Annotated in this window: 18 protein-coding genes and 1 pseudogene; 9 read left to right on the top strand and 10 right to left on the bottom strand. The window is 35.8% G+C overall.

Annotated elements, in window-relative coordinates; translation table 11 throughout:
• The first annotated feature begins 2 nt into the window (after positions 1–2).
• Positions 3–332, top strand: a complete 330-nt coding sequence (locus tag ABXZ36_RS07620; protein WP_354614911.1) for a hypothetical protein — start codon at positions 3–5, stop codon at positions 330–332.
• Here ABXZ36_RS07620 and ABXZ36_RS07615 read toward each other — a convergent pair whose 3' ends face one another.
• The 4 genes from ABXZ36_RS07615 to ABXZ36_RS07600 form a co-directional block, all read right to left on the bottom strand.
• Positions 333–1,220, bottom strand: a complete 888-nt coding sequence (locus ABXZ36_RS07615; RefSeq protein ID WP_354614910.1) for a YihY/virulence factor BrkB family protein — start codon at positions 1,218–1,220, stop codon at positions 333–335. It abuts the gene before it with no gap.
• Positions 1,217–1,732, bottom strand: coding sequence for a DinB family protein (locus tag ABXZ36_RS07610; RefSeq protein WP_354614909.1), 516 nt, complete (start codon positions 1,730–1,732; stop codon positions 1,217–1,219). The genes ABXZ36_RS07615 and ABXZ36_RS07610 overlap by 4 nt, the downstream gene beginning before the upstream one ends.
• Positions 1,733–1,796: 64 nt before the next feature.
• Positions 1,797–2,276, bottom strand: coding sequence for an Lrp/AsnC family transcriptional regulator (locus tag ABXZ36_RS07605; RefSeq protein ID WP_337299782.1), 480 nt, complete (start codon positions 2,274–2,276; stop codon positions 1,797–1,799).
• Positions 2,277–2,387: 111 nt separating this feature from the next.
• Positions 2,388–3,497 carry a M14 family metallopeptidase gene (locus tag ABXZ36_RS07600; protein WP_354614908.1) on the bottom strand — a complete coding sequence of 370 codons (1,110 nt, stop codon included), beginning with the start codon at positions 3,495–3,497 and terminating at the stop codon, positions 2,388–2,390.
• A 295-nt stretch (positions 3,498–3,792) separates the two neighbouring features.
• On the opposite strand from ABXZ36_RS07600, the gene ABXZ36_RS07595 reads away from it, so the two are divergent.
• Entirely contained in the window at positions 3,793–4,194 is a 402-nt protein-coding gene (locus ABXZ36_RS07595) for a helix-turn-helix transcriptional regulator (protein WP_354614907.1), read from the top strand.
• Positions 4,195–4,240: 46 nt separating this feature from the next.
• Positions 4,241–4,654: a DNA topoisomerase IV gene (locus ABXZ36_RS07590; RefSeq protein WP_354614906.1), complete on the top strand. Its 414-nt coding sequence runs from the start codon at positions 4,241–4,243 to the stop codon at positions 4,652–4,654.
• A gap of 252 nt (positions 4,655–4,906) precedes the next feature.
• Here ABXZ36_RS07590 and ABXZ36_RS07585 read toward each other — a convergent pair whose 3' ends face one another.
• From ABXZ36_RS07585 to ychF, 5 genes are all read right to left on the bottom strand, one after another.
• A complete protein-coding gene (locus ABXZ36_RS07585; RefSeq protein WP_354614905.1) occupies positions 4,907–5,866 on the bottom strand; it encodes a sterol desaturase family protein in 960 nt (319 codons plus the stop codon).
• A 95-nt stretch (positions 5,867–5,961) separates the two neighbouring features.
• Positions 5,962–6,396, bottom strand: a complete 435-nt coding sequence (gene mscL, locus ABXZ36_RS07580; protein ID WP_354614904.1) for a large-conductance mechanosensitive channel protein MscL — start codon at positions 6,394–6,396, stop codon at positions 5,962–5,964.
• Positions 6,397–6,404: 8 nt separating this feature from the next.
• Entirely contained in the window at positions 6,405–9,053 is a 2,649-nt protein-coding gene (locus ABXZ36_RS07575) for a DNA gyrase/topoisomerase IV subunit A (RefSeq protein ID WP_354614903.1), read from the bottom strand.
• 31 nt (positions 9,054–9,084) lie between these two features.
• The gene (locus ABXZ36_RS07570) at positions 9,085–10,938 is read right to left on the bottom strand and encodes a DNA topoisomerase IV subunit B (RefSeq protein ID WP_354614902.1); all 1,854 of its coding nucleotides are present in this window, start codon (positions 10,936–10,938) and stop codon (positions 9,085–9,087) included.
• 304 nt (positions 10,939–11,242) lie between these two features.
• The gene (gene ychF, locus ABXZ36_RS07565) at positions 11,243–12,337 is read right to left on the bottom strand and encodes a redox-regulated ATPase YchF (RefSeq protein ID WP_354614901.1); all 1,095 of its coding nucleotides are present in this window, start codon (positions 12,335–12,337) and stop codon (positions 11,243–11,245) included.
• Between the two features lie 342 nt (positions 12,338–12,679).
• Between ychF and ABXZ36_RS07560 the strand changes: the two genes are divergently transcribed.
• The gene (locus ABXZ36_RS07560; protein WP_354614900.1) at positions 12,680–15,481 is read left to right on the top strand and encodes a TonB-dependent receptor; all 2,802 of its coding nucleotides are present in this window, start codon (positions 12,680–12,682) and stop codon (positions 15,479–15,481) included.
• A gap of 63 nt (positions 15,482–15,544) precedes the next feature.
• Positions 15,545–16,288 (top strand): class I SAM-dependent DNA methyltransferase, encoded by a 744-nt coding sequence (locus ABXZ36_RS07555; protein WP_354614899.1) that lies wholly within the window; start codon positions 15,545–15,547, stop codon positions 16,286–16,288.
• 50 nt (positions 16,289–16,338) lie between these two features.
• On the opposite strand, the gene ABXZ36_RS07550 is transcribed toward ABXZ36_RS07555, so the two are convergent.
• The gene (locus ABXZ36_RS07550) at positions 16,339–16,689 is read right to left on the bottom strand and encodes a 4Fe-4S dicluster domain-containing protein (protein WP_354614898.1); all 351 of its coding nucleotides are present in this window, start codon (positions 16,687–16,689) and stop codon (positions 16,339–16,341) included.
• A gap of 66 nt (positions 16,690–16,755) precedes the next feature.
• Here ABXZ36_RS07550 and ABXZ36_RS07545 point away from each other — a divergent pair, with 66 nt between their 5' ends.
• The 4 genes and pseudogenes from ABXZ36_RS07545 (at position 16,756) to ABXZ36_RS07530 (ending at position 20,649) form a co-directional block, all read left to right on the top strand.
• Entirely contained in the window at positions 16,756–17,817 is a 1,062-nt protein-coding gene (locus ABXZ36_RS07545) for an acyl-CoA reductase (protein WP_354614897.1), read from the top strand.
• Between the two features lie 69 nt (positions 17,818–17,886).
• Complete coding sequence (gene serC / locus ABXZ36_RS07540; protein ID WP_354614896.1) at positions 17,887–18,951, top strand: 3-phosphoserine/phosphohydroxythreonine transaminase; 1,065 nt, start codon at positions 17,887–17,889, stop codon at positions 18,949–18,951.
• A gap of 40 nt (positions 18,952–18,991) precedes the next feature.
• Entirely contained in the window at positions 18,992–19,942 is a 951-nt protein-coding gene (locus ABXZ36_RS07535; RefSeq protein ID WP_354615222.1) for a D-2-hydroxyacid dehydrogenase, read from the top strand.
• 76 nt (positions 19,943–20,018) lie between these two features.
• Positions 20,019–20,649, top strand: a pseudogene (locus tag ABXZ36_RS07530) (DUF937 domain-containing protein).
• Positions 20,650–20,654: the final 5 nt, after the last annotated feature.

Below are 20,654 nucleotides of genomic sequence, written 5' to 3'. Positions count from 1 at the left end.
CTATGATACGCAGGCTAGTAGACTACAAGAAATTGGATCATCAAGTGGCCAACCTTCTCATTGAAAAATATCCACATGGCTACGGAGATAGTGATATTATCTCTTTTAAAAACATGCATGGTGAAATCGTGGAGGCTGTAGAAGTAAAAACAGAAGACACCCTCTATCTTGTCAAGATAAGTAAATGTTTAGCACTATTTATCGCTGAATTTGACGATAAGATGGAAAAGGAACTAGAGATAAAACCCGTGAAACCAGAAATTATTGGAGGGCAAGAAGAGGAAATTGAGTATGAGTTTGAGGATACTCTTGAAGAAGATTATGAAGAATAATTATAATTCTTCACTAACAGCTTTTTTGTTAGGACCAACTTTTTCCTCGCGATAGGTAGCATATTGAAAGGTGAATTCTGCCCCAAAAAACATGATGATACAGGTGTAATACACCCATAATAAGATTAGAACAACTGATGAAGACCCTCCATAAACTGAGGTTGGATCACTTTTAGTAAAGTAAAATCCCAAAAGGTACTCTCCTATTAAAAAGAGAATAGTGGTAAGTCCGGCTCCCCAAAAAGTAGTTTTCCAACGAATATCAATATCTGGCAACCACTTAAATATGGCACCGAATAGTCCTGTAATAAAACAAAATGAAAACAGGAAGCTTATTATATCGGCAAAAATGGCCGCAAGATTAGGCGCTATTTGTCCTACATATTCGCTTAATACGTTTAATATTATGGACAAAATCAAAGAGACTAGGAATAAAAACCCCAGAACTAATATCATTCCAAACGAAATCAACCTTTCCCGCAAGGTCTTAAGGAATCCATCTTTTTTTGATTTCACCCGCCATATGGCATTCATGGTCCTTTTCAATTGAACAAAAACGCCAGTTGCACCAAAAAGTAACATTACAACTCCAAGCATAATGCTAAAGGTACTACTCTGGTTCAGGGAGGCATTCGCAATCATTCCTTCTATGGCCTCAGAAACTCCTTCCCCTATTAACCCACCTAATTTCTTTACTATCCTTCCCTTGACGGCATCAACACCAAAAAAATATCCAGATATGGATACCACGATCATTAATAAAGAAGGAAGTGAAAATAAAGTATAGTAGGCGATAATGGCACTTTTGCCAAATGGATCGTTATTGTTCCATGAAATAAATGTTTTTTTTATTAAGGTAAAAAAAATCTTAAACCTTTCTATTATCATACATATCGATTCTCTAGGATGGACAGATGATGTTTCTGATGTCCTGAAATAATGAGGCCAGCTGCACCAACACTCATTTTAGCACTACTCGCCATTCCTATTCTTTTTAAAGCTTCTTCCTCAAAGGTTTCAAATAAAGCAATAGTAGACTGTCTTAAGGCCAAATATTCCTTTATAATACTTTCCTTAGTACGATCATTGGCATTAGAAGCTAGAACATATTCGTCTTGATCAAACCCAGGTAAGGGTGTTTTGTCATTTCTATAAAAACGAAGTGCTCTATATTGAAAGATTCGTTCCGTATCTATCAAATGTACCAATACCTCCAAAATAGTCCATTTCCCAACTCCATAGGCATAGGTTAATTTAGCTTCTGGGATGTTTTTTATTTGAAGTACAAATTGGTCCATTCCCGTTTTCAATGCGTCCATTAATTCTATATCGCCCAATGCCTCAATATAAGGTTTATAATAAGCATTGTAATCAGTTGTACTTAAATCTGTTGTTCTCATAACATAAAAATAAAAACCCCAATCAAAGGTAATGATTGGGATGTTATATAAGATATAAATTTGGTTATAGCTCGTTGAAAATGGTGTGCATCAAACGCTTCTTATCATTAATACTCTCTTCCAATGAAATCATGGTTTCAGTTCTGCTAATACCATCAATATCATCAATTTTAAAAATGATATTTTTAGCATGATTAGTGTCTTTGGCCCTTATTTTACAGAAAATATTGAATTTTCCAGTTGTTATGTGTGCCACAGTTACAAATGGAATTTGGTTTAAACGTTCCAAGACAAATTTTGTTTGATGTGTTTTTTCCAAAAATATTCCTACATAGGCAATAAACGCGTACCCTAATTTGACATAATCCAATGTCAATGATGAACCTTTTATGATACCTGCCTCTTCCATTTTCTTCACTCTAACATGCACGGTACCTGCTGAGATTAACAACTTTTTTGCGATATCTGTAAATGGAGTTCTGGTATTGTCTATAAGCATGTCCAGAATCTGATGATCTATTTCGTCTAATTTAACTTTACTCATGGTCAATATTTTAGGCAAAAATAGAAAATAAAGGAATTAAATGTAAAAAATAATACTTTTTTTTAGGAAAATCATAATGAATTGTAGATTTCAAACGATTTCATTCAATATTTATCGAATACAATTCATAAGAATTTTATTGGATTTAACACTTTTAGCGTCTTTTTCATCCAGACAATTGTATGTTTTATGGCCGAAATATTGATTAAGGTTCCCGGTTTTGTCCAAAACCGGAATAAAAGTTATGGTGCCTAAATCTAAAACCTCTTTATAAAGGATTCCCAGATCTGAATTTTTGGGAAGTGTAGGGCGTAATTGGTCCGCATTCTTTATTAAAACATCGAAGTAAAGTTTGCTATTTTCAGGAATTTCAAAATAGTTACTTTGAACGTAGCGATGAATCTCTTCTTTAGCAATGGTCTCCACCCCTTTTAAAATCGCATAGAAGATGTACATCCTAGTTTGTTCCCTTTGGTAATCATCCAGAAAATGTCCTGCTTCGAAAAGCACGGTGGGGGTATCTAACATTTGAAATGAATCTCCCACGCAATTATGATTAAAGCTATCATCATATCTACCTACTTGCCCAGGTATTAATTGCTGGATAAGACTGTTCATAGCAACAATCAACTGTATGCTAATTCCCCTTGTTTTGGAAATATTCCTTTCTTTATCATAGGCTGGCGACAAAAATGAAATGGTTGCAGGCTTTTTGTTTATTCCTACGTTAAATATGGTCCTTTGATCATGAAGGTTAAAGCAAAAGTCGGGCTTAAACGCATCATAAACAGCTCTTAAAACCTTGCTTTCCGGCTGTGAAAGGTCATATGCATCTCTATTTAAATCGATCTCATTAGCGTTTACACGGGTGTAAGCGAAAGCCCCATCAGGGTTTAGAATGGGGATAATCTTTAAGGTACATTCCCTAAGGATTGTTTTTGCCAGCTCCGAAGAATCTTTTAGATAATTGAAAAGATCTAAAATAGATTTGGTGGTCGTAGTCTCATTTCCATGCATCTGGGACCACATTAATATTTTTTTTGGCCCTGTCCCTAAAGTGACCAATTTAATTTTCTCTTGAAGCACAGATAGACCTATTTCTTCTATTTTCAACTCTGTTGAAGGTAGGCCAAGTACTTTATCAATATGCACATTGGTCACATATCTTCCTGTTATGGCCTTCTCCTTTATGGTTGAATAATCTAAACTATATGGATGCATACATTTTTTATTAATTTATTGTTTACAAAACTAACATCAAATAAAATTACATATGTATACATCTAAAATATACAAATGTATACATTAATGCCTCGCAATAGGATGGGGTATTATTTTTGTAACCTACTATTACAACTCTTATAAGAAATTTACATAGCACATATGTAAAATATTGTATTTCAAGGATTTAATATACTTTAACTAAAGAGTTAATGTACTATTTATTAGTGTTTTTTATTATTAACTCTCTTGCTGTTATCTCATAAATGATTACTTTTGTGTAAAATATGTTACAATGTTAAATCAAGATGTGTTTCTCAAAAGACTTGAAACGATTATCGAATATTATGATCTTTCAGCCTCTGCGTTAGCAGATAAGATTGGAGTGCAGCGCTCCAGTATTTCACATTTGTTAACTGGCAGAAACAAACCGAGTTTAGAATTTGTTTTAAAAGTTGTTCATGCTTTCCCCGAGGTCGATCTTTATTGGTTGCTTCAGGGGGATGGTATTTTTCCTTTAAATACGGATGAGAAGAACGCAACCCAATTCTCTGCTCCTAAAAAAGAAAAAGAGATTACTCCTCCTTCAATTTTAACAAATGTTAGTCATAAGGTTGCTTCAAAAAAAACAATACAAAAAATCGTCTTTTTTTATGCTGATGGGAGCTTTGAATCTTATTTCGAGAGAAAAGAGTAGTGTTATTTATTTAATGTCTTCCATTTAAAAGTTGCTGAAATAATAAATGGTAGATACCTGCAATTTTCTTTTCTTTGTGGGTATGATTAAAAAATCTTATTACATTATTTTATGCGTATTCTTATTCGCTTCTTGTTACCAACCAGAACGCAACTGTAAGTTGTTTAAAGAGGGGAAATTTGAATTTACGACTACAGTGGACGGGGAAGAAATTACTACCACCTTTGTCCGTAATAAAGGTATCGAAATAGATTATTTTCAAGGTAAGAGCGACACCTCTTCTGTAAGATGGATAAATGACTGTGAATACATTACCAAAAAAATAAATCCTAACAATATGGCAGAGGAAAAATCGGTTCATATGAAGATCCTTTCCACAACAGACGACACCTACACTTTTGAATACAATTTTGTTGGGGACAAAAAGAAATCTAGGGGAACTGCTACGAAAAGTAAGTGAGCCCTGTTTGCAATTTTCACTGCCCCATTTGATTAAATTCGGAAATATGTGATCTTAACACCTAGAGGCTAATCTATTTCATAATGTTAATCCCTTTGAAGGTTGCTTTTTTCAATATTCCTATACTATTTAAATAAAGTTGATCAGTAAAGCGAAGCTGTAGCGCAGTAAGAGCAAATTAGACTAATCTTCAACACAAAAAAAGCCCTTGGATAACCAAGGGCTTTTTTTGTTTGCGTGGCGCTCTGTAAACTAATTTGGTCTACTGTAAACTAATTCAGGGTTAACATCTTTATGTTGTTTAAAAAGTCGTTGCTGCTGCTTTACAGTTAAGGTGCTTCCGTCATGGCTCCAACCTGGAGGGCCAAAGATATACATCAGCGCATGAGAAAGTTTCTTAGACTTCTTTACGTCTTTATAAATATCATTGAACTCATGGGTAAGAATAACAATTGGATTATGAGAGTCTGGTGCATGGATAACACCATATTTTACATCTACATCATCATCTAATTCTTTCCACGTGCCAAATAGCTTGTCAAATATATTGAGAAATCCTCCATGGTTTTTGTCCAAATATTCTACATTTTGAGCATGGTGAACTTGGTGCATGGTATGCGTATTAAAAATTTTCTCTAAAAAGCCCATTTTTGGTATATAGACAGAATGAAGCTGAAATTGCCATAGTGCCTCAATACCTAGACAAACCACTACCATTTCTGGAGGAAAGCCCAATGCTGGCATCCACATATAAAACAATGGCTTATATAAAATAGTAAACCAACCGTTTCTCACGGCCGTACCCAAATTAAAATTATCAGAAGAATGGTGTACTATATGGGCAGCCCATAGAATACGTATTTCATGATTAGCCCTGTGAAACCAATAATATGTAAAATCATCTGCTAACTGACAAAGTAGCCAAATATACCACGCATAACCAAAAGATTGATATCCCAGAATATTTGTCCTAATCCCACCGGTTCCAATAGGATTGAAAAGCTCATAAGTGAACTCAAAAATTACAATTGCAGATACAACTTTTATTAGTGGGGCTATTATAGCAGAACCTATGCCCATAAATCCACTGGCGGCGAAATCTTTCCATTTGTAAAGATCCTCGTCACCGTGCGTTTTGCTATAGGTTAATTCTAATAAAATAAATGCGATAAAACAGGGTACTCCGTAGACTAACGGATTGGTAAAATCCATAAAAACAACTTTTTTGTAAATATAACAATAAACTCCCGCTATTCCTTAAAATTTTAACATCAACATAGTGAATTAGCTTAAAAAAAAAGGAACCTCTATTTTTCTCTTATACTTCTTAATAATTTATTTTGCTCCTTCATTAATTTTTCCAAATTGGCTAGCAACTCTATGTTTTTTGGTGTGGCCACTTCTTGATTTATGGGATCTTCTGATTTAGATTTAAAACGATTTATAAACTTAATAACCACGAATATGGTGAAGGCCACTACCATAAAGTCTATAAAAACTTCTATTAGTTCCCCATAGGCTATAGCTACTTCCTTTAGGTTGCCCTGTTGTCCTCTAAGCACTAATTTTCTATCCGAATAATTCACATCGTCGGTCAGCAATTCTAAAGGAGGCATAATTACTTTTTTTACAATAGCATTTACAACCTCGTTAAAAGCGGTCCCAATAATAATCCCTACCGCCATATCGATCATGTTTCCTTTGATCGCAAAATCTTTGAACTCTTTAAAAAAACCCCTCATTATATTCCTTAAAACAAAAGTGTTTGGCCCTCATCTTCTGGTTTAGACCCCTTAGGCTTTAAAGGATTTGAAGAGGTATCATTTGAAGAGTCCAAGGACTCTTCATCTACTACTTCCATGTCCTCTGGTTTTTGCTCCTGGGGCTCTTCAAATGGCAATGGTTCCATAGCATTAACACTCTTTACCTTTTCGGATGTTAAAACATTCCCTAAAGCTTTTATTCCTTTAACTGATATAAAATCCTCTAAATCAATTATTTGATTAGGCTTAGTGTCCTTGCCTCTAGGTTTAGAGAATTCTACTTCTACGACGGGTCTCCAATCTGTGGAGATAAGCTCTAAGACGGACTTTGGATGTTCAGAAATGAATAATTCCTCCTTACCCTCATTTTCTATAACGAAGCGTTTTATAAAATATTTTTCTTTTTCACCCTCGTAATATACTGCAGATAATGGCTTGCCTGGATTCCATTTTTCTAACAATATCATATCTTCATCAAAATGGATGGAAAGGTCAGGTATCAAGGTTTTGGCGAATCCTTTTTGGGTTACAACTAGAAGCAAATCATCGCCCTTAAATTCTCCGAGGAGGTCACCCCTTCCGTCAACATTTAGCCTTCTAACCACATCATCGAACCAAATTTTTCTAGGCTTCAAAGTTGACACCCCTTTTTCTTTTAGTTCAACTCGTTTAATGGGGTATTTTGTTACCACATTACCTTTGGAAGCCCTCCCTTTTATAAGAACATCTGCAAAATCAATATCCCACTTTAATTTTTTGATACTTCCCGCCTGACGCAATAGCACCGTAATAACTTCTGCTTCCCCATTAGGATTTTCGGAAAAATAAGTAATTTCTGAATTGGCCTTACCATTGGTCAAGTCGTAAGGCTTATCCCTTGTGATACTGGTTACGTTAAAACGCTTAATATAGCTAGGTCCCCCTTTACCGTCCTTATAGATCATGTTGTAAATGGTGCGCTTATCCTTTTTCTTGAAGACCGCTACATGAATGATATTTTTTCCAATAAATGTCTTAGCATCCACTTTGGTGATTATCATTTGGCCGTCCCTTGTAAAACAGATAATATCATCAATATCACTACAATCAGTCACGTATTCATCTCTTTTTAATGAAGTACCAACAAATCCTTCCTCTTTATTAACAAAGAGTTTGGTGTTTCGTATGACCACTTTAGTAGCTTCTATATCATCAAAAATTCGGATCTCTGATTTGCGTTCTCTTCCTTTCCCGTATTTTTCTTTTAAACTCTTGAAATAATCAATTGCATATTCTATTAAATGTTCAAGATGTTGTTTTACTTGGGCAATTTTCTCTTCCAGTCCTTCTATCAACTGCTGGGCCTTTTCCAAATCGAACTTAGAAATCCTTTTTATCCGAATCTCAGTTAGTCGCACAATGTCCTCCTGGGTGACAGGTCTTTTGAGATGACTAACATGGGGTTGTAATCCCTTGTCAATCGCCTGTATCACACCTTCCCACGTTTCTTCTTCCTCAATGTCGCGGTAAATTCTTTTTTCAATAAAAATACGCTCCAGGGAAGTAAAGTGCCATTGTTCTTCAAGTTCTGATAGCTGTATTTCTAATTCAGCTTTTAAAAGTTGTACTGTATTATCAGTAGATCTTTTTAGCATTTCTACTACCCCTATAAAAAGAGGCTTGTTATCTTCAATAATACATCCTAGGGGTGAAATTGAAGATTCACATGCTGTGAAAGCATAAAGAGCATCTATGGTCTTATCTGGCGATAGGCCACTTGGCAAATGGATCAAGATTTCTACATCTGCAGCAGTATTATCCTCAATTTTTTTGATTTTTATTTTACCCTTTTCATTAGCTTTAAGTATCGAATCTATTAAAGTAGAAGTATTAGTTCCGTAAGGTATTTCATTAATAACCAGTGTATTTCTGTCTAATTGTGATATTTTAGCCCTTACCCGAATTTTACCCCCTCTTAGTCCTTCGTTATAATTGGTAATATCTATAATCCCTGCTGTAGGAAAGTCTGGAAACAGCGTAAAACGTTGTCCTTTTAAATGCTTAACGGAAGCGTCTATTAATTCAATAAAATTATGGGGTAGCACTTTCGTTGAAAGTCCAACTGCTATTCCCTCCGCTCCAGAGGCCAGTAGAAGTGGAAATTTAACCGGGAGATTTACGGGTTCCTTGCGTCTGCCATCATAGGATTGTTGCCATTCGGTAATTTTTGGACTAAAAACAACTTCCAATCCAAATTTTGAGAGTCGAGCCTCAATGTATCTCGATGCTGCAGCTCCGTCTCCGGTTAAAATATTTCCCCAGTTTCCTTGAGTATCTATGAGTAAATCTTTTTGTCCGATCTGCACCATGGCATCGGCGATACTTGCGTCACCATGTGGATGGTACTGCATAGTATGCCCAACAACATTAGCCACTTTATTATATCTTCCGTCATCAAGCTCCTTTAAGGCGTGCATTATTCTTCTTTGCACCGGTTTAAAACCGTCTTCGATGGCAGGTACTGCACGTTCTAAAATAACATAGGAAGCGTAATCTAAAAACCAGTCTTTGTACATCCCTGTAACCTTGGTTAAGGAGTCCTGAGAGGCATCTAGGTTTTCATTAATTCCTTCATTTACTTCTTCATTCTCTTCCATTCAGAAAGAATCGTATTAATTTGGTTTATATTTAGTTGTCTCGAACAAGATCAAGTTCAACTTTAAGATTTTCGATAATAAATTTCTGGCGATCAGGTGTGTTTTTACCCATATAGAACTCCAATAAATTTTCAATAGACATAGCTTTATCTAACATCACTGGTTCCAAACGAATGTCATCTCCTATGAAGTGCTGGAATTCATCTGGAGAGATTTCCCCCAAACCTTTAAACCTAGTGATCTCTGGTTTTCCTGTTAGTTTTTCTATCGCATTTCTGCGCTCCTCCTCACTGTAGCAATAAATTGTTTCTTTCTTATTTCGCACCCTAAACAATGGAGTTTGTAATATATAAAGATGGTTCTCCTTGATGAGCTCAGGGAAAAATTGAAGGAAAAAAGTAATCAATAATAAACGGATATGCATCCCATCAACATCCGCATCAGTAGCTATAACCACATTGTTATATCTGAGATCCTCCATGGATTCTTCAATATTCAAGGCAGCCTGTAATAGGTTAAACTCTTCGTTCTCGTATACTATTTTCTTAGACATACCGTAGGAATTTAAGGGTTTTCCCCTTAGGCTAAATACTGCTTGGGTAGTAACGTTTCTAGATTTGGTGATAGAACCAGAGGCAGAATCTCCCTCTGTGATAAACAAGGTGCTCTCCAAACGTTTTTCATTTTTCATATCGCCAAGATGCACTCTACAATCCCTTAGTTTCTTATTGTGTAAACTCGCTTTTTTGGCCCGATCCTTGGCTAATTTTCGAATTCCAGATAATTCCTTTCTCTCCCGTTCCGCCTGCATAATCTTTCGTTGCAGTTTTTCTGCAGTATCAGGATTTTTGTGCAGGTAATTGTCCAGCTGTTTGCCTACAAAATCATTGATATAGGTCCTAACTGTAGGAAAACCGCCCCCCATATCGGTAGAACCCAACTTTGTTTTAGTCTGGCTTTCAAATATAGGTTCCGTCACTTTAATGGCAATGGCCGAAATTATGGACTTTCGTATATCGGAGGCCTCATAATTCTTACCATAAAAGTCACGAATGGTCCTAGCTAATGCTTCCCTAAATGCAGATTGATGGGTTCCTCCTTGTGTAGTATGTTGCCCATTCACAAAGGAATGGTATTCTTCACTATATTGTGTTTTGCTATGCGTTATAGCAATTTCAATATCTTCTCCTTTTAAATGAATGATGGGATAAAGCATATCATCCTTAGGATTGTTATCTTCCAATAAATCCCTTAATCCGTTTTCGGAATGGAATTTTTCACCATTAAAAACAATGGTTAGACCTGGATTTAAATAGACATAGTATTTAAGCATGCGTTCTACATACTCATTCCTATATTTATATTTTTTAAAAATGACTTCGTCTGGAATAAAGGATACTTTGGTTCCCTTTCGCTTAGATGTTTCCACAGGGCCATCTTCGGAGACCAGATTGCCTTGATGAAATTCCGCAGTTTTTAATAGGTTTTCTCTTGAAGATTCTACTTTAAAAAATGTAGATAGTGCATTGACTGCTTTTGTTCCAACACCATTTAAGCCTACAGACTTTTTAAAAGCCTTACTATCATACTTACCTCCAGTATTCATTTTGGAAACTACATCCACAACTTTGCCTAGAGGAATACCTCTTCCGTAATCTCGGACGCTGACCAAATTGTCTTTGATGCTGATATCTATGGTTTTCCCAGCTCCCATTACAAACTCATCAATACAATTGTCTAAAACTTCCTTGAGAAGAATATAAATTCCGTCATCTGCTGATGATCCGTCACCCAATTTTCCAATATACATTCCAGGCCGCATGCGAATATGTTCCTTCCAATCCAATGAACGTATATTATCTTCGGTATATTGGGTGTTTTCCATTAATTAAGTAGTTTAAGGCGCGTTGCTAAGATAGGGAGTGTTCTAAAAAGATAAAAACACTACTTGTTAAAGTAATTAACAATAGCTGGTATGCTTTTGTTGATATAGATTGTGTTCCAAGAAATTTTGACTTTTTTAATATTGGTAATAAAAAATCAGAACTACCTGAGGTACCTAAATTATAATATAAGTAAAATAAAAATACCTCTAAGTAGAAAGGATGTCTTACTAAACACCTACCTGGCTTGAGGTATCACATTTTATTTAGGAAAGAACAAGATGGATTAAATCCTTAAAAGTAAAACTACACATTAAAACGAAAGTGCATTACATCACCATCCTTAACGATGTATTCCTTCCCCTCTACTTTCATTTTGCCAGCTTCTTTTACTTTGGCCTCACTTCCCAAGGCAACAAAATCATTATAAGCAATCACCTCGGCGCGTATAAATCCTTTTTCAAAATCGGTATGAATTACTCCGGCCGCCTGAGGCGCTGTTGCCCCAACCGGAATGGTCCATGCCCTTACTTCTTTTACACCTGCGGTAAAATAAGTCTCCAGGTTCAATAATCTATACGCACCACGTATCAATTTGGCAGACCCAGGTTCTGTAAGTCCAAGGTCTTCCAAAAACATTTGACGCTCTTCGTAAGTTTCTAATTCAGTGATATCAGCCTCAGTACCCACGGCAAGGAAGATTACTTCTGCTTCCTCATCTTTAACCGCCTCCTTTACCTTATCCACATAACTATTACCAGTAGTAGCAGACTCCTCGTCCACATTACAAACGTACATTACGGGTTTATCAGTGATAAATTGCAACGGCTTAACAAATTCATTTCTGTCATCTTTACTAAATTCTATAGCACGGATGGAAACACCAGCTTCAAGCCCTTGTTTTATTTTCAAAAGGACAGCTTCTTCCTTTTGAGCTTCTTTATTTCCAGTTTTGGCTGCACGTTTTACTTTTTCAAGCTTTTTGTCTACAGTTTCAAGGTCCTTTAATTGTAATTCCATATCAATGGTTTCCTTATCCCTGATAGGGTTAACCGATCCATCAACATGAACAATATTATCATTATCAAAACATCTTAGTACATGAAGAATGGCATCAGTTTCGCGAATATTACCAAGGAATTGATTGCCAAGCCCCTCACCTTTACTTGCACCTTTTACCAAACCTGCTATATCTACAATTTCAACTGTAGCGGGCAAAACCCTTTCTGGATTTACCAATGACTCCAATTTTTCTAACCTCGCATCAGGAACATTAACTACTCCTATATTAGGTTCTATGGTACAAAAAGGAAAATTTGCACTTTGTGCTTTGGCATTGGATAAACAATTGAAAAGTGTTGATTTACCAACATTTGGCAATCCTACGATACCTGCTTTCATTCTTTCGTTATTTAAGGGTGCAAATATAGTTCTTAAAAGGAACTTTTTAATCATGATTTAATGAAACAATATTGTGCCCTTAATAATTTGAGTATAGTAGGGTTAAAATAATTTGTTAATCATTCCAATGCAGGGAATTAGAAGTAATGAGCAACACACAAGAATTATCTTAATAAGATATTTGCAAAAATCAAAGTCTCAAATTTGGACATTAATAATTATCCTTTATAGATTTTAGCATACGGTAAAAAAACTATCTAAACGTAATCTTTTTCATAAAAAAATGTTAATTCATATAATTTTTAGTATTTTCGACAACATATTAACTCAAAAAAATAAAAGATGAGATTTACATATGCTATTTCAGCATTTCTATTATTCAGCTTCACGGTGGCTTTTTCGCAGAATTCTGTAAGCGGAACAGTAAAAGACGATGCGGGTTTGCCTCTAGCAGGAGTAAACATTGTTGAAAAAGGTACTAATAATGGAACATCAACCAATTTTGATGGAAACTATGAAATATCAGTAGCCGGCAACGCTACTTTGGTATTCAGTTATGTAGGGTTTGCCACGACTGAAATAAAGGTAGGCGGCCAATCTACAATCAATGTGGTCCTTGCAGAAGGAATGCAATTAGAAGAATTTATTGTGGTTGGTTCACGTACGGCACCTAGAAGTAATGCGGACACGCCATTACCTGTAGATGTTATAGGTGCTAAAGAATTGACTTCCACTGGACAAATGACTTTTGATAAGGCATTACAGTACAGAATTCCATCTTTTAACACGGTACAAACCCCGGTAAACGATGCGACCTCTTTATTGGATCCTTATGAAATAAGGAATATGGGACCAAGTAGAACATTGATCCTGATCAATGGAAAAAGAAAGAATCTTAGTGCCTTATTATACACCCAAACCTCTCCAGGACGTGGTGAAACAGGTGCTGATATCTCAGCTATACCTACAGACGCTATCAAAAGAGTCGAAATCCTTAGAGATGGTGCTTCTGCCCAATATGGATCTGATGCCATAGCCGGCGTAATGAACATTATATTAAAAGACAGTCCAAATGAAGGCTCCGTTACTGTGAGAACAGGTATTACCTCTGAAGGTGATGGCGAAATGTTTGGAGTTGCCTTAAATAATGGAAGTACTATTGGCGAAGACAAAGGTTTTGTAAACTATACTATTGACCTTTCAAAGGTAAACTTAGCGAATAGACCAGGTACAGTAAATGCAGCTGGTGAAGCTGCAGATTTTGGTGCTGATATAGCAGATGTACAAGAGTTTTTAGGTAGAAGGCCAGATGCAGGAAATATCAATGGTTCTCCAGAGACTGCTGCTGCTAAGTTTTCCGTGAATCTTGGTTATGACCTTAGTGAAAACACAGAACTTTATGCTAATGCAGCGTACGTTTACAAATCAGTAAACAGTTTTGCCAACTATAGAACTCCATATTGGAGGACTGCTGATCCTTATGAAGATGGTGGTTTTCCGTATTTAGCAGATTTTTTTCCTGGTGATAATCCAAATAATCCAAATGGGTATGACGGTTATGTACCAACCTTTGAAGGTTTATTAAGCGATTATAATGCAACTATTGGTTTTAAATCAACTATTAACGATTGGAATGTTGATGCAAGTTTTACTACTGGTGGCAACTTACAAACTTATAAAGTGAATCAAACCCATAACCGAAATGTCGTTTACTCTCCTTCAGTATTCATAGATGCTAATGGAAATGGCTCTTTAGATGATGGTGAAATTACTGAAGGTTCAGAATTGTACCGAGCAAATAGTCAGCAATCTTTTGATCCAGGTGGAACAAAATTTTCGCACAATGTAGGTAACATTGATATATCAAGACTACTATCTGATAAAGTTAGTATTGGTGTGGGTGCTGAGTTTAGAACTGAAACCTTTGAAGTTATTGAAGGTGAACTAGCTTCTTACGATGGTGGTGGTGCCGATTCATTTGCAGGAGCTTCTCCTCAAAACTCAGGTAAATTTAACAGATACAACATTGGTGGGTATTTCAGCTTAGATTATGACGTCACAGATGCTTTTTTACTTAGTGGTACCGTTAGGACAGAAAACTATTCTGATTTTGGTAATGCTTTTGTCTACAAATTTAGTTCTCGTTATAAAGTAAATGATGCTTTTACCTTAAGAGGTTCAATTTCTTCTGGGTTCAGAGCTCCTACCCTACACCAAATTTATACTCAAAAAGCGCAGTATAGCTTTATTCCTGGTCAAGGTATCCAGGTAGGTGGTTTAATTAATAATGTTTCTACCCAGGCTAAATTATTGGGTATTCCTCAATTGGATGCTGAAACATCTCAAAATTTCACAATTGGTTTTGGTGGTAAAATTGCGAGTCAATTTAGGTATACCCTGGATTATTATAACATCGCAGTTAAAGACCGGATTGTATTAGGTGCTGAAATAAGTGCTACTGGTGATGCTACAAATCCTTTGGATATTCTTTTAGCTTCTAATAACTTAAGTGATGTAAGCTTCTTTTCAAATGCAATTGACACCAAAACATCTGGTATCGATGTAGTATTAAGTTATGATAATATTATGTTAGGTGAAGGTTTACTTGATTTAAACTTATCTGGAAACTATACTATTCAAAACGAACGTGATGGAGCAGTTAAAGACATTCCTTTAGTTGCCAATGCAGGACAGTCTGTTGTTAATGAAACGCAAGAAGCCTTATTCTTTACTTCTAGACCGGTAACAAAATGGATCTTAGGGGCAAATTACGATATCAACAAGTTTGGTTTCTCCTTAAACAATACTTATTTCGGTAAGACTACGTTTCAGCAACAAGGATTGGATAATAATCTATTTACGGAGTTTACTCCAAAAATTGTAACCGATTTGGGGATTAATTATAGCGCAACTGACAAACTAACAATTGCACTTAATATCAACAACATATTGGATGTATTACCTGAGTGGAGTTTTAAATCTAAGAATGCTGCTGGAGATGCACTTTTGGCAGATGCTGCTCAAGTACAAAATCAGTCTAATCTGATTACGTTTAACCAACGTTACTCTCAGATGACCTATGATGGATACCATTTCAGTCAATTAGGTACCATGTTAAATTTTTCTGTGAATTATAAATTTTAAAACTCAAACATATATTCATATCAAAAAGCTACCTATTTTTAGGTAGCTTTTTTTATTGGTACTATGAGCAAATTATACGGACCAGAATTATCTAAGGTATTTGATGAAATTTATCAAGGCTTTATTGATTACGATGCAGAACAAGACTTTTATGCCAAACTCTGCCATGATAAAAAAGTTGATTCTGTTTTAGAACTAGGATGTGGTACCGGAAATTTAGCCCCCAAACTAAGCAGTGAATTTAAAGAATATATAGGACTGGATTATAGTGATCATATGCTCTATATAGCACGGCAGAAATTTCCAAGTGGTAATTTTATTCAAGGAGATATGCGAAACTTTCACTTACCCAAAAAATTTGACGCCGCTTTAATCACCGGTAGATCAACAAGCTATCTGCTAACAAAGGAAGATCTTTTGAATACTTTTGTGAGTATTTTTGAAGTTTTAAATGCAAAAGGGACTTTAATTTTTGATTGTATCTACGCTACTAGTTTCATCCCCTACATATTAGATAATCCAACCGTAATACATAAATCTAAGGTCAATAATATTGAGTACAGTAGGACTTCTAAATGGTATTCCAAAAAAACAGACTTATCATTAATTCACTGGGATTCATCTTACTACCAACAGCAAGGTATTAACCAGGAGTTTTTAGGCAAAGACACCGTTATATTCAAAGTATTTACCAAAACTGAAATAATATCAGCACTAAATAGCGCAGGATATGAAGTTATGAAGACATTGGACAAACCTTCATATGCTTTTGATACTTTTGTAGTTGTGGCCGAAAAATCGAAATAAAAAACCCAAACATGTGATTGGGTTTTTTTTATCAATTCTATATTTTATTTTTATTCTGGGTGCATAAAACGTTGCTTACCCAATAGCTCCTCTTCCGTTTCAACATGGCTATCATCTGGCACACAACAATCTACTGGACATACAGCGGCGCATTGTGGTTCTTCGTGGAAGCCCATGCATTCCGTGCACTTATCAGGAGAGATATAATATATTTCATCACTTATTGGCTCTTGAACTTCATCGGCGTCCACTTCTGAGCCGTTTGGTAATACCACCTTACCGGATAAAGAAGTACCATCACTATATCTCCAGTCATCTGCCCCTTCGTAAATTGCGGTATTTGGGCATTCTGGTTCGCATGCCCCACAATTTATACATTCATCAGTTATTATAATTGCCATAAATTTCTTTTTCTATTGCTTACTTTTGTACAAAGGTAAAACCTATTAAAACACTAAACAAATATAATGACTGAGCTTGAACTTAGATTAGAAGCATTTGTTAAACTTGGTGATTTATTCCGAAAATTTTGTAAAATTTCAAAGAATAATGAACATCTTAAAGAAAATATTAATGAATGGTTTCGGGAGTTTGATGAGACCATTGTGTTGGCTGGACATAAAAATGGATGGTTTATAAGAGAAAACATCCTTTTTTGTCTTGAAAAATGGGGTGCCCTTTTGACTAGGGACAATCTTGTTAATTGGCTATCAGACTATACTATTCTTCAAAATAAACCTAAGACTGTCGCTTTAATAATGGCTGGTAATATCCCATTAGTAGGTTTTCATGATTTTTTGGTTACCATGTTAACAGGAAATAGCGCTTTGATAAAACTATCCTCTAATGACAATGTCCTTTTACCTTTCGTAATAAAATATATCATCTTCACTGCCCCCGCCCTTAAAAATAAAATCACTGTTACTGAGGGAAAAATGGTCAACTTTGATGTGGTTGTGGCTACTGGAAGTGATAACACAACTAGGTATTTTGAGTACTATTTTGGGAATAAACCAAATATAATTAGAAGAAACAGGAATTCTTTGGCCGTTTTAACGGGAAATGAAACCGTTGAAGATTTAAATGCTTTGGGAGATGATATTTTTAGATACTATGGGCTTGGTTGTAGAAGTGTCTCTAAATTATACGTTCCCAAGGACTATAATTTCAATATTTTTTTTGAATCAATCTATACTTTCAATCCCATAATAAACCAAGTAAAATACGCCAACAATTATGATTACAACAAGGCTGTTTATTTAATGAGTGAATACAAGTTACTCGATAACGGCTTTTTAATGCTTAAGGAAGACGAAAGCTATTCCTCTCCTATTGCAACAGTGTTTTACGAAGTTTATGATTCATTGAAAGATTTAGAATTAAAACTTGAGGCAGAAAAAGAAAAAATACAATGTGTTGTTAGTAAGGGGGTTATAGATGGAGAAATTTCATTTGGACAAACTCAAAATCCAAGCCTATCAGACTATGCCGATGGAGTTGATACTGTTGAATTTCTGATAAAGGCATAAAATTACTAGATTATACTCACTATTTTTATCATAATTAAAGAATTTTACCATTAAAACATTTCATCACACATGAAGAAACATAATTTTAGCGCAGGACCATGCGTCCTTCCTCAAGAAGTAATACTTAAATCAGCTGAGGCGATACAAGATTTTAACAACTCGGGACTTTCTCTAATAGAAATATCTCATCGAAGTAAAGATTTTGTAGCTGTAATGGATAGGGCACGAGCCTTGGCATTGGAATTATTAGGTTTGGAGAACAAAGGGTATAAGGCACTCTTTTTACATGGAGGTGCTAGTCTTCAGTTTTTAATGACTGCCTATAACCTTTTGGAGACCAAAGCAGGATATTTAAATACGGGAACATGGAGTGATAACGCCATTAAGGAAGCTAAACTATTTGGCGAAGTGCTAGAAGTAGGTTCTTCTAAATCTGAAGGCTACAACCATATACCAAAAATGTATGGTGTTCCCAATGATTTAGATTACTTACACCTAACCTCCAATAATACTATTTACGGGACGCAAATAAAAAACTTCCCGAAGGTGAATGTCCCGCTTGTATGTGATATGAGTTCCGATATTTTCTCAAGACAGCTCGACTTTTCTAAATTTGATTTGATATATGCAGGTGCTCAAAAAAATATGGGTCCAGCTGGGACTACCTTGGTAGTTGTTAAGGAATCGGTCTTAGGAAATGTAAGTCGTAAAATTCCTTCCATGATGGATTATCAGGCACATATTTTGAAAGAAAGTATGTTCAACACCCCGGCTGTATTTCCTGTTTATGTATCCATGTTAACCTTAGAATGGTTGAAAAATTCAGGAGGAATCCCGGCTATAGAAGAAGTGAACAATAAAAAGGCACAATTATTATATTCAGAAATAGATCTTAATCCATTATTCAATGGATATTCTATAAAAGAGGATAGGTCTACTATGAACGCCACGTTTAACCTTACGGAAAGTAAGTTACAAGCTACTTTTGATGCCATGTGGAAAGAAGCAGGTATCAATGGCCTAAGCGGACATAGGTCTATTGGAGGTTACCGAGCTTCTATGTACAATGCCCTCTCATTAGAGAGCGTAGGTATATTGGTAGATGTTATGAGCGAATTGGAAAGAAAAGCATAATTGTACTAATTTTAAATATGATTATTCAAAAGAGATGAGCATGAAAATATTGGTGAACGACAGAATATCACAAATTGGAATAAATGCTTTGGAGAATGCAGGCTTCGAAGTAAATACTACCAAGGTTGCACAAGAACAACTAATACATTATATCAACAAAAATGGTATAGATATTCTTTTGGTAAGAAGTGCCACTCAAGTAGGTAAGGATGTGTTAGCGAATTGTCCATCCTTAAAAATAGTAGGTAGGGCCGGCGTTGGATTGGACAATATTGATGTTACTTACGCAAAACAAAAAGGAATTAAGGTTTTAAATACTCCGGATGCATCCTCAGCTTCGGTAGCGGAACTTGTTTTCGCCCACTTGTTCAGTGGTGTGCGCTTTGTTCATGATTCTAATAGAAGCATGCCATTAGAAGGTGATAGTAAGTTCAATATGCTTAAAAAAGCATATTCCAAGGGAGTAGAACTAAAGGGAAAGACCCTTGGAATTGTTGGATTTGGAAAAATAGGTCAAGCTACTGCAAAAATTGCTTTAGGTATTGGGATGCATGTAATATACCATGACCATCATAGGGAAGAAACAACCGTAAAGGTTTCTTTTTTCGATGGGCAATCTATATCCTTTAATTTGAAGAACAATTCTATGGAGCAACTACTGAAATCTGCAGATTTCATTTCCATGCACGTTCCTGCACAAAAACATTATGCCATTGGCAAGAATGAATTTGAATTAATGAAAGACGGAGTAGGTATAATCAATACTGCACGAGGAGGAGTAATAGATGAAGTGGCTCTGGTTGATGCCTTGGAAAATGGTAAAGTCCTTTTTGCAGGATTAGATGTTTATGAATCAGAACCAAGTCCAGAGATAAGGATTCTTATGCATCCTCAGATCTCCCTTACCCCTCATATTGGAGGTAGTACCTTAGAGGCTCAAGAAAGAGTTGGAATGGAATTAGCCAATCTGATCATTGACCAAACGAAATAGTATTGATAAAACCAAGATCAATGATTTGAAATTCATTTGCGTATATTAGAAGTGTAACAAACATAACTTAAAAAATATGTCAGGACTATTGGAATTATTGGACAGCCAAACAGGCAAACAATTAATTGGTGGAATAGCCGGGCAAACTGGCCACTCTGAGGAAAAAACTGCCAATGTACTAAGTATGGCTATGCCGCTATTAATGGGTGCTATGAAGAAAAATGCTTCTACTCCCCAAGGAGCAGAAAGGTTAATGAATGCCATAAACTCTAAACATAATGGAAGTATTTTAGATAATCTGGGGGCATGTTCAACGGAGGTGTTGATCAATCTGTAGTGAACGATGGGGCAGGAATACTTGGACATCTCTTGGGAAATAAACAATCACTAGTTGAAAATACCTTAGGTCAAAAATCAGGTTTAGAAGCGAGCTCAGTCGCTAAATATTAAAAATAGTAGCTCCCATAATAATGGGCTTTTTAGGTAAACAAAAATCCCAAAACAACCTAAATGACGCAAATGGTCTAAGCAGCCTTTTAGGTAGTATGTTGGGAGGGCAACCACAACACAACCAGAATCTAATCACCAGTTTACTTGATTCTGATGGCGACGGAAGCGTTCTTGATGATGTTGCAGATATAGTCTTAGGTAATACAAAGAAAAAAGGAGGCTTGGGAGGTATACTCGGTGGGCTCTTTGGAAAATAACGGAG

This window comes from Sediminicola arcticus (assembly GCF_040566695.1).
Lineage (GTDB): Bacteria > Bacteroidota > Bacteroidia > Flavobacteriales > Flavobacteriaceae > Sediminicola > Sediminicola arcticus.
Note: the sequence above shows the minus strand (reverse complement) of the source record. Positions and strands in the feature narration are given on the sequence as shown.

What these genes read in the sequence shown, in the direction of transcription:
- ABXZ36_RS07575 (WP_354614903.1), bottom strand. Translation starts at nt 9,053, where the DNA reads ATGGAAGAGAATGAAGAAGTAAATGAAGGAATTAATGAAAACCTAGAT.
- ABXZ36_RS07570 (WP_354614902.1), bottom strand. Translation starts at nt 10,938, where the DNA reads ATGGAAAACACCCAATATACCGAAGATAATATACGTTCATTGGATTGG.
- ABXZ36_RS07610 (WP_354614909.1), bottom strand. Translation starts at nt 1,732, where the DNA reads ATGAGAACAACAGATTTAAGTACAACTGATTACAATGCTTATTATAAA.
- ABXZ36_RS07620 (WP_354614911.1), top strand. Translation starts at nt 3, where the DNA reads ATGATACGCAGGCTAGTAGACTACAAGAAATTGGATCATCAAGTGGCC.
- ABXZ36_RS07595 (WP_354614907.1), top strand. Translation starts at nt 3,793, where the DNA reads ATGTTAAATCAAGATGTGTTTCTCAAAAGACTTGAAACGATTATCGAA.
- ABXZ36_RS07535 (WP_354615222.1), top strand. Translation starts at nt 18,992, where the DNA reads ATGAAAATATTGGTGAACGACAGAATATCACAAATTGGAATAAATGCT.
- ABXZ36_RS07545 (WP_354614897.1), top strand. Translation starts at nt 16,756, where the DNA reads ATGACTGAGCTTGAACTTAGATTAGAAGCATTTGTTAAACTTGGTGAT.
- ABXZ36_RS07590 (WP_354614906.1), top strand. Translation starts at nt 4,241, where the DNA reads ATGGTAGATACCTGCAATTTTCTTTTCTTTGTGGGTATGATTAAAAAA.
- ychF (WP_354614901.1), bottom strand. Translation starts at nt 12,337, where the DNA reads ATGAAAGCAGGTATCGTAGGATTGCCAAATGTTGGTAAATCAACACTT.
- ABXZ36_RS07615 (WP_354614910.1), bottom strand. Translation starts at nt 1,220, where the DNA reads ATGATAATAGAAAGGTTTAAGATTTTTTTTACCTTAATAAAAAAAACA.
- mscL (WP_354614904.1), bottom strand. Translation starts at nt 6,396, where the DNA reads ATGAGGGGTTTTTTTAAAGAGTTCAAAGATTTTGCGATCAAAGGAAAC.
- ABXZ36_RS07605 (WP_337299782.1), bottom strand. Translation starts at nt 2,276, where the DNA reads ATGAGTAAAGTTAAATTAGACGAAATAGATCATCAGATTCTGGACATG.
- ABXZ36_RS07555 (WP_354614899.1), top strand. Translation starts at nt 15,545, where the DNA reads ATGAGCAAATTATACGGACCAGAATTATCTAAGGTATTTGATGAAATT.
- ABXZ36_RS07585 (WP_354614905.1), bottom strand. Translation starts at nt 5,866, where the DNA reads ATGGATTTTACCAATCCGTTAGTCTACGGAGTACCCTGTTTTATCGCA.
- ABXZ36_RS07550 (WP_354614898.1), bottom strand. Translation starts at nt 16,689, where the DNA reads ATGGCAATTATAATAACTGATGAATGTATAAATTGTGGGGCATGCGAA.
- serC (WP_354614896.1), top strand. Translation starts at nt 17,887, where the DNA reads ATGAAGAAACATAATTTTAGCGCAGGACCATGCGTCCTTCCTCAAGAA.
- ABXZ36_RS07560 (WP_354614900.1), top strand. Translation starts at nt 12,680, where the DNA reads ATGAGATTTACATATGCTATTTCAGCATTTCTATTATTCAGCTTCACG.
- ABXZ36_RS07600 (WP_354614908.1), bottom strand. Translation starts at nt 3,497, where the DNA reads ATGCATCCATATAGTTTAGATTATTCAACCATAAAGGAGAAGGCCATA.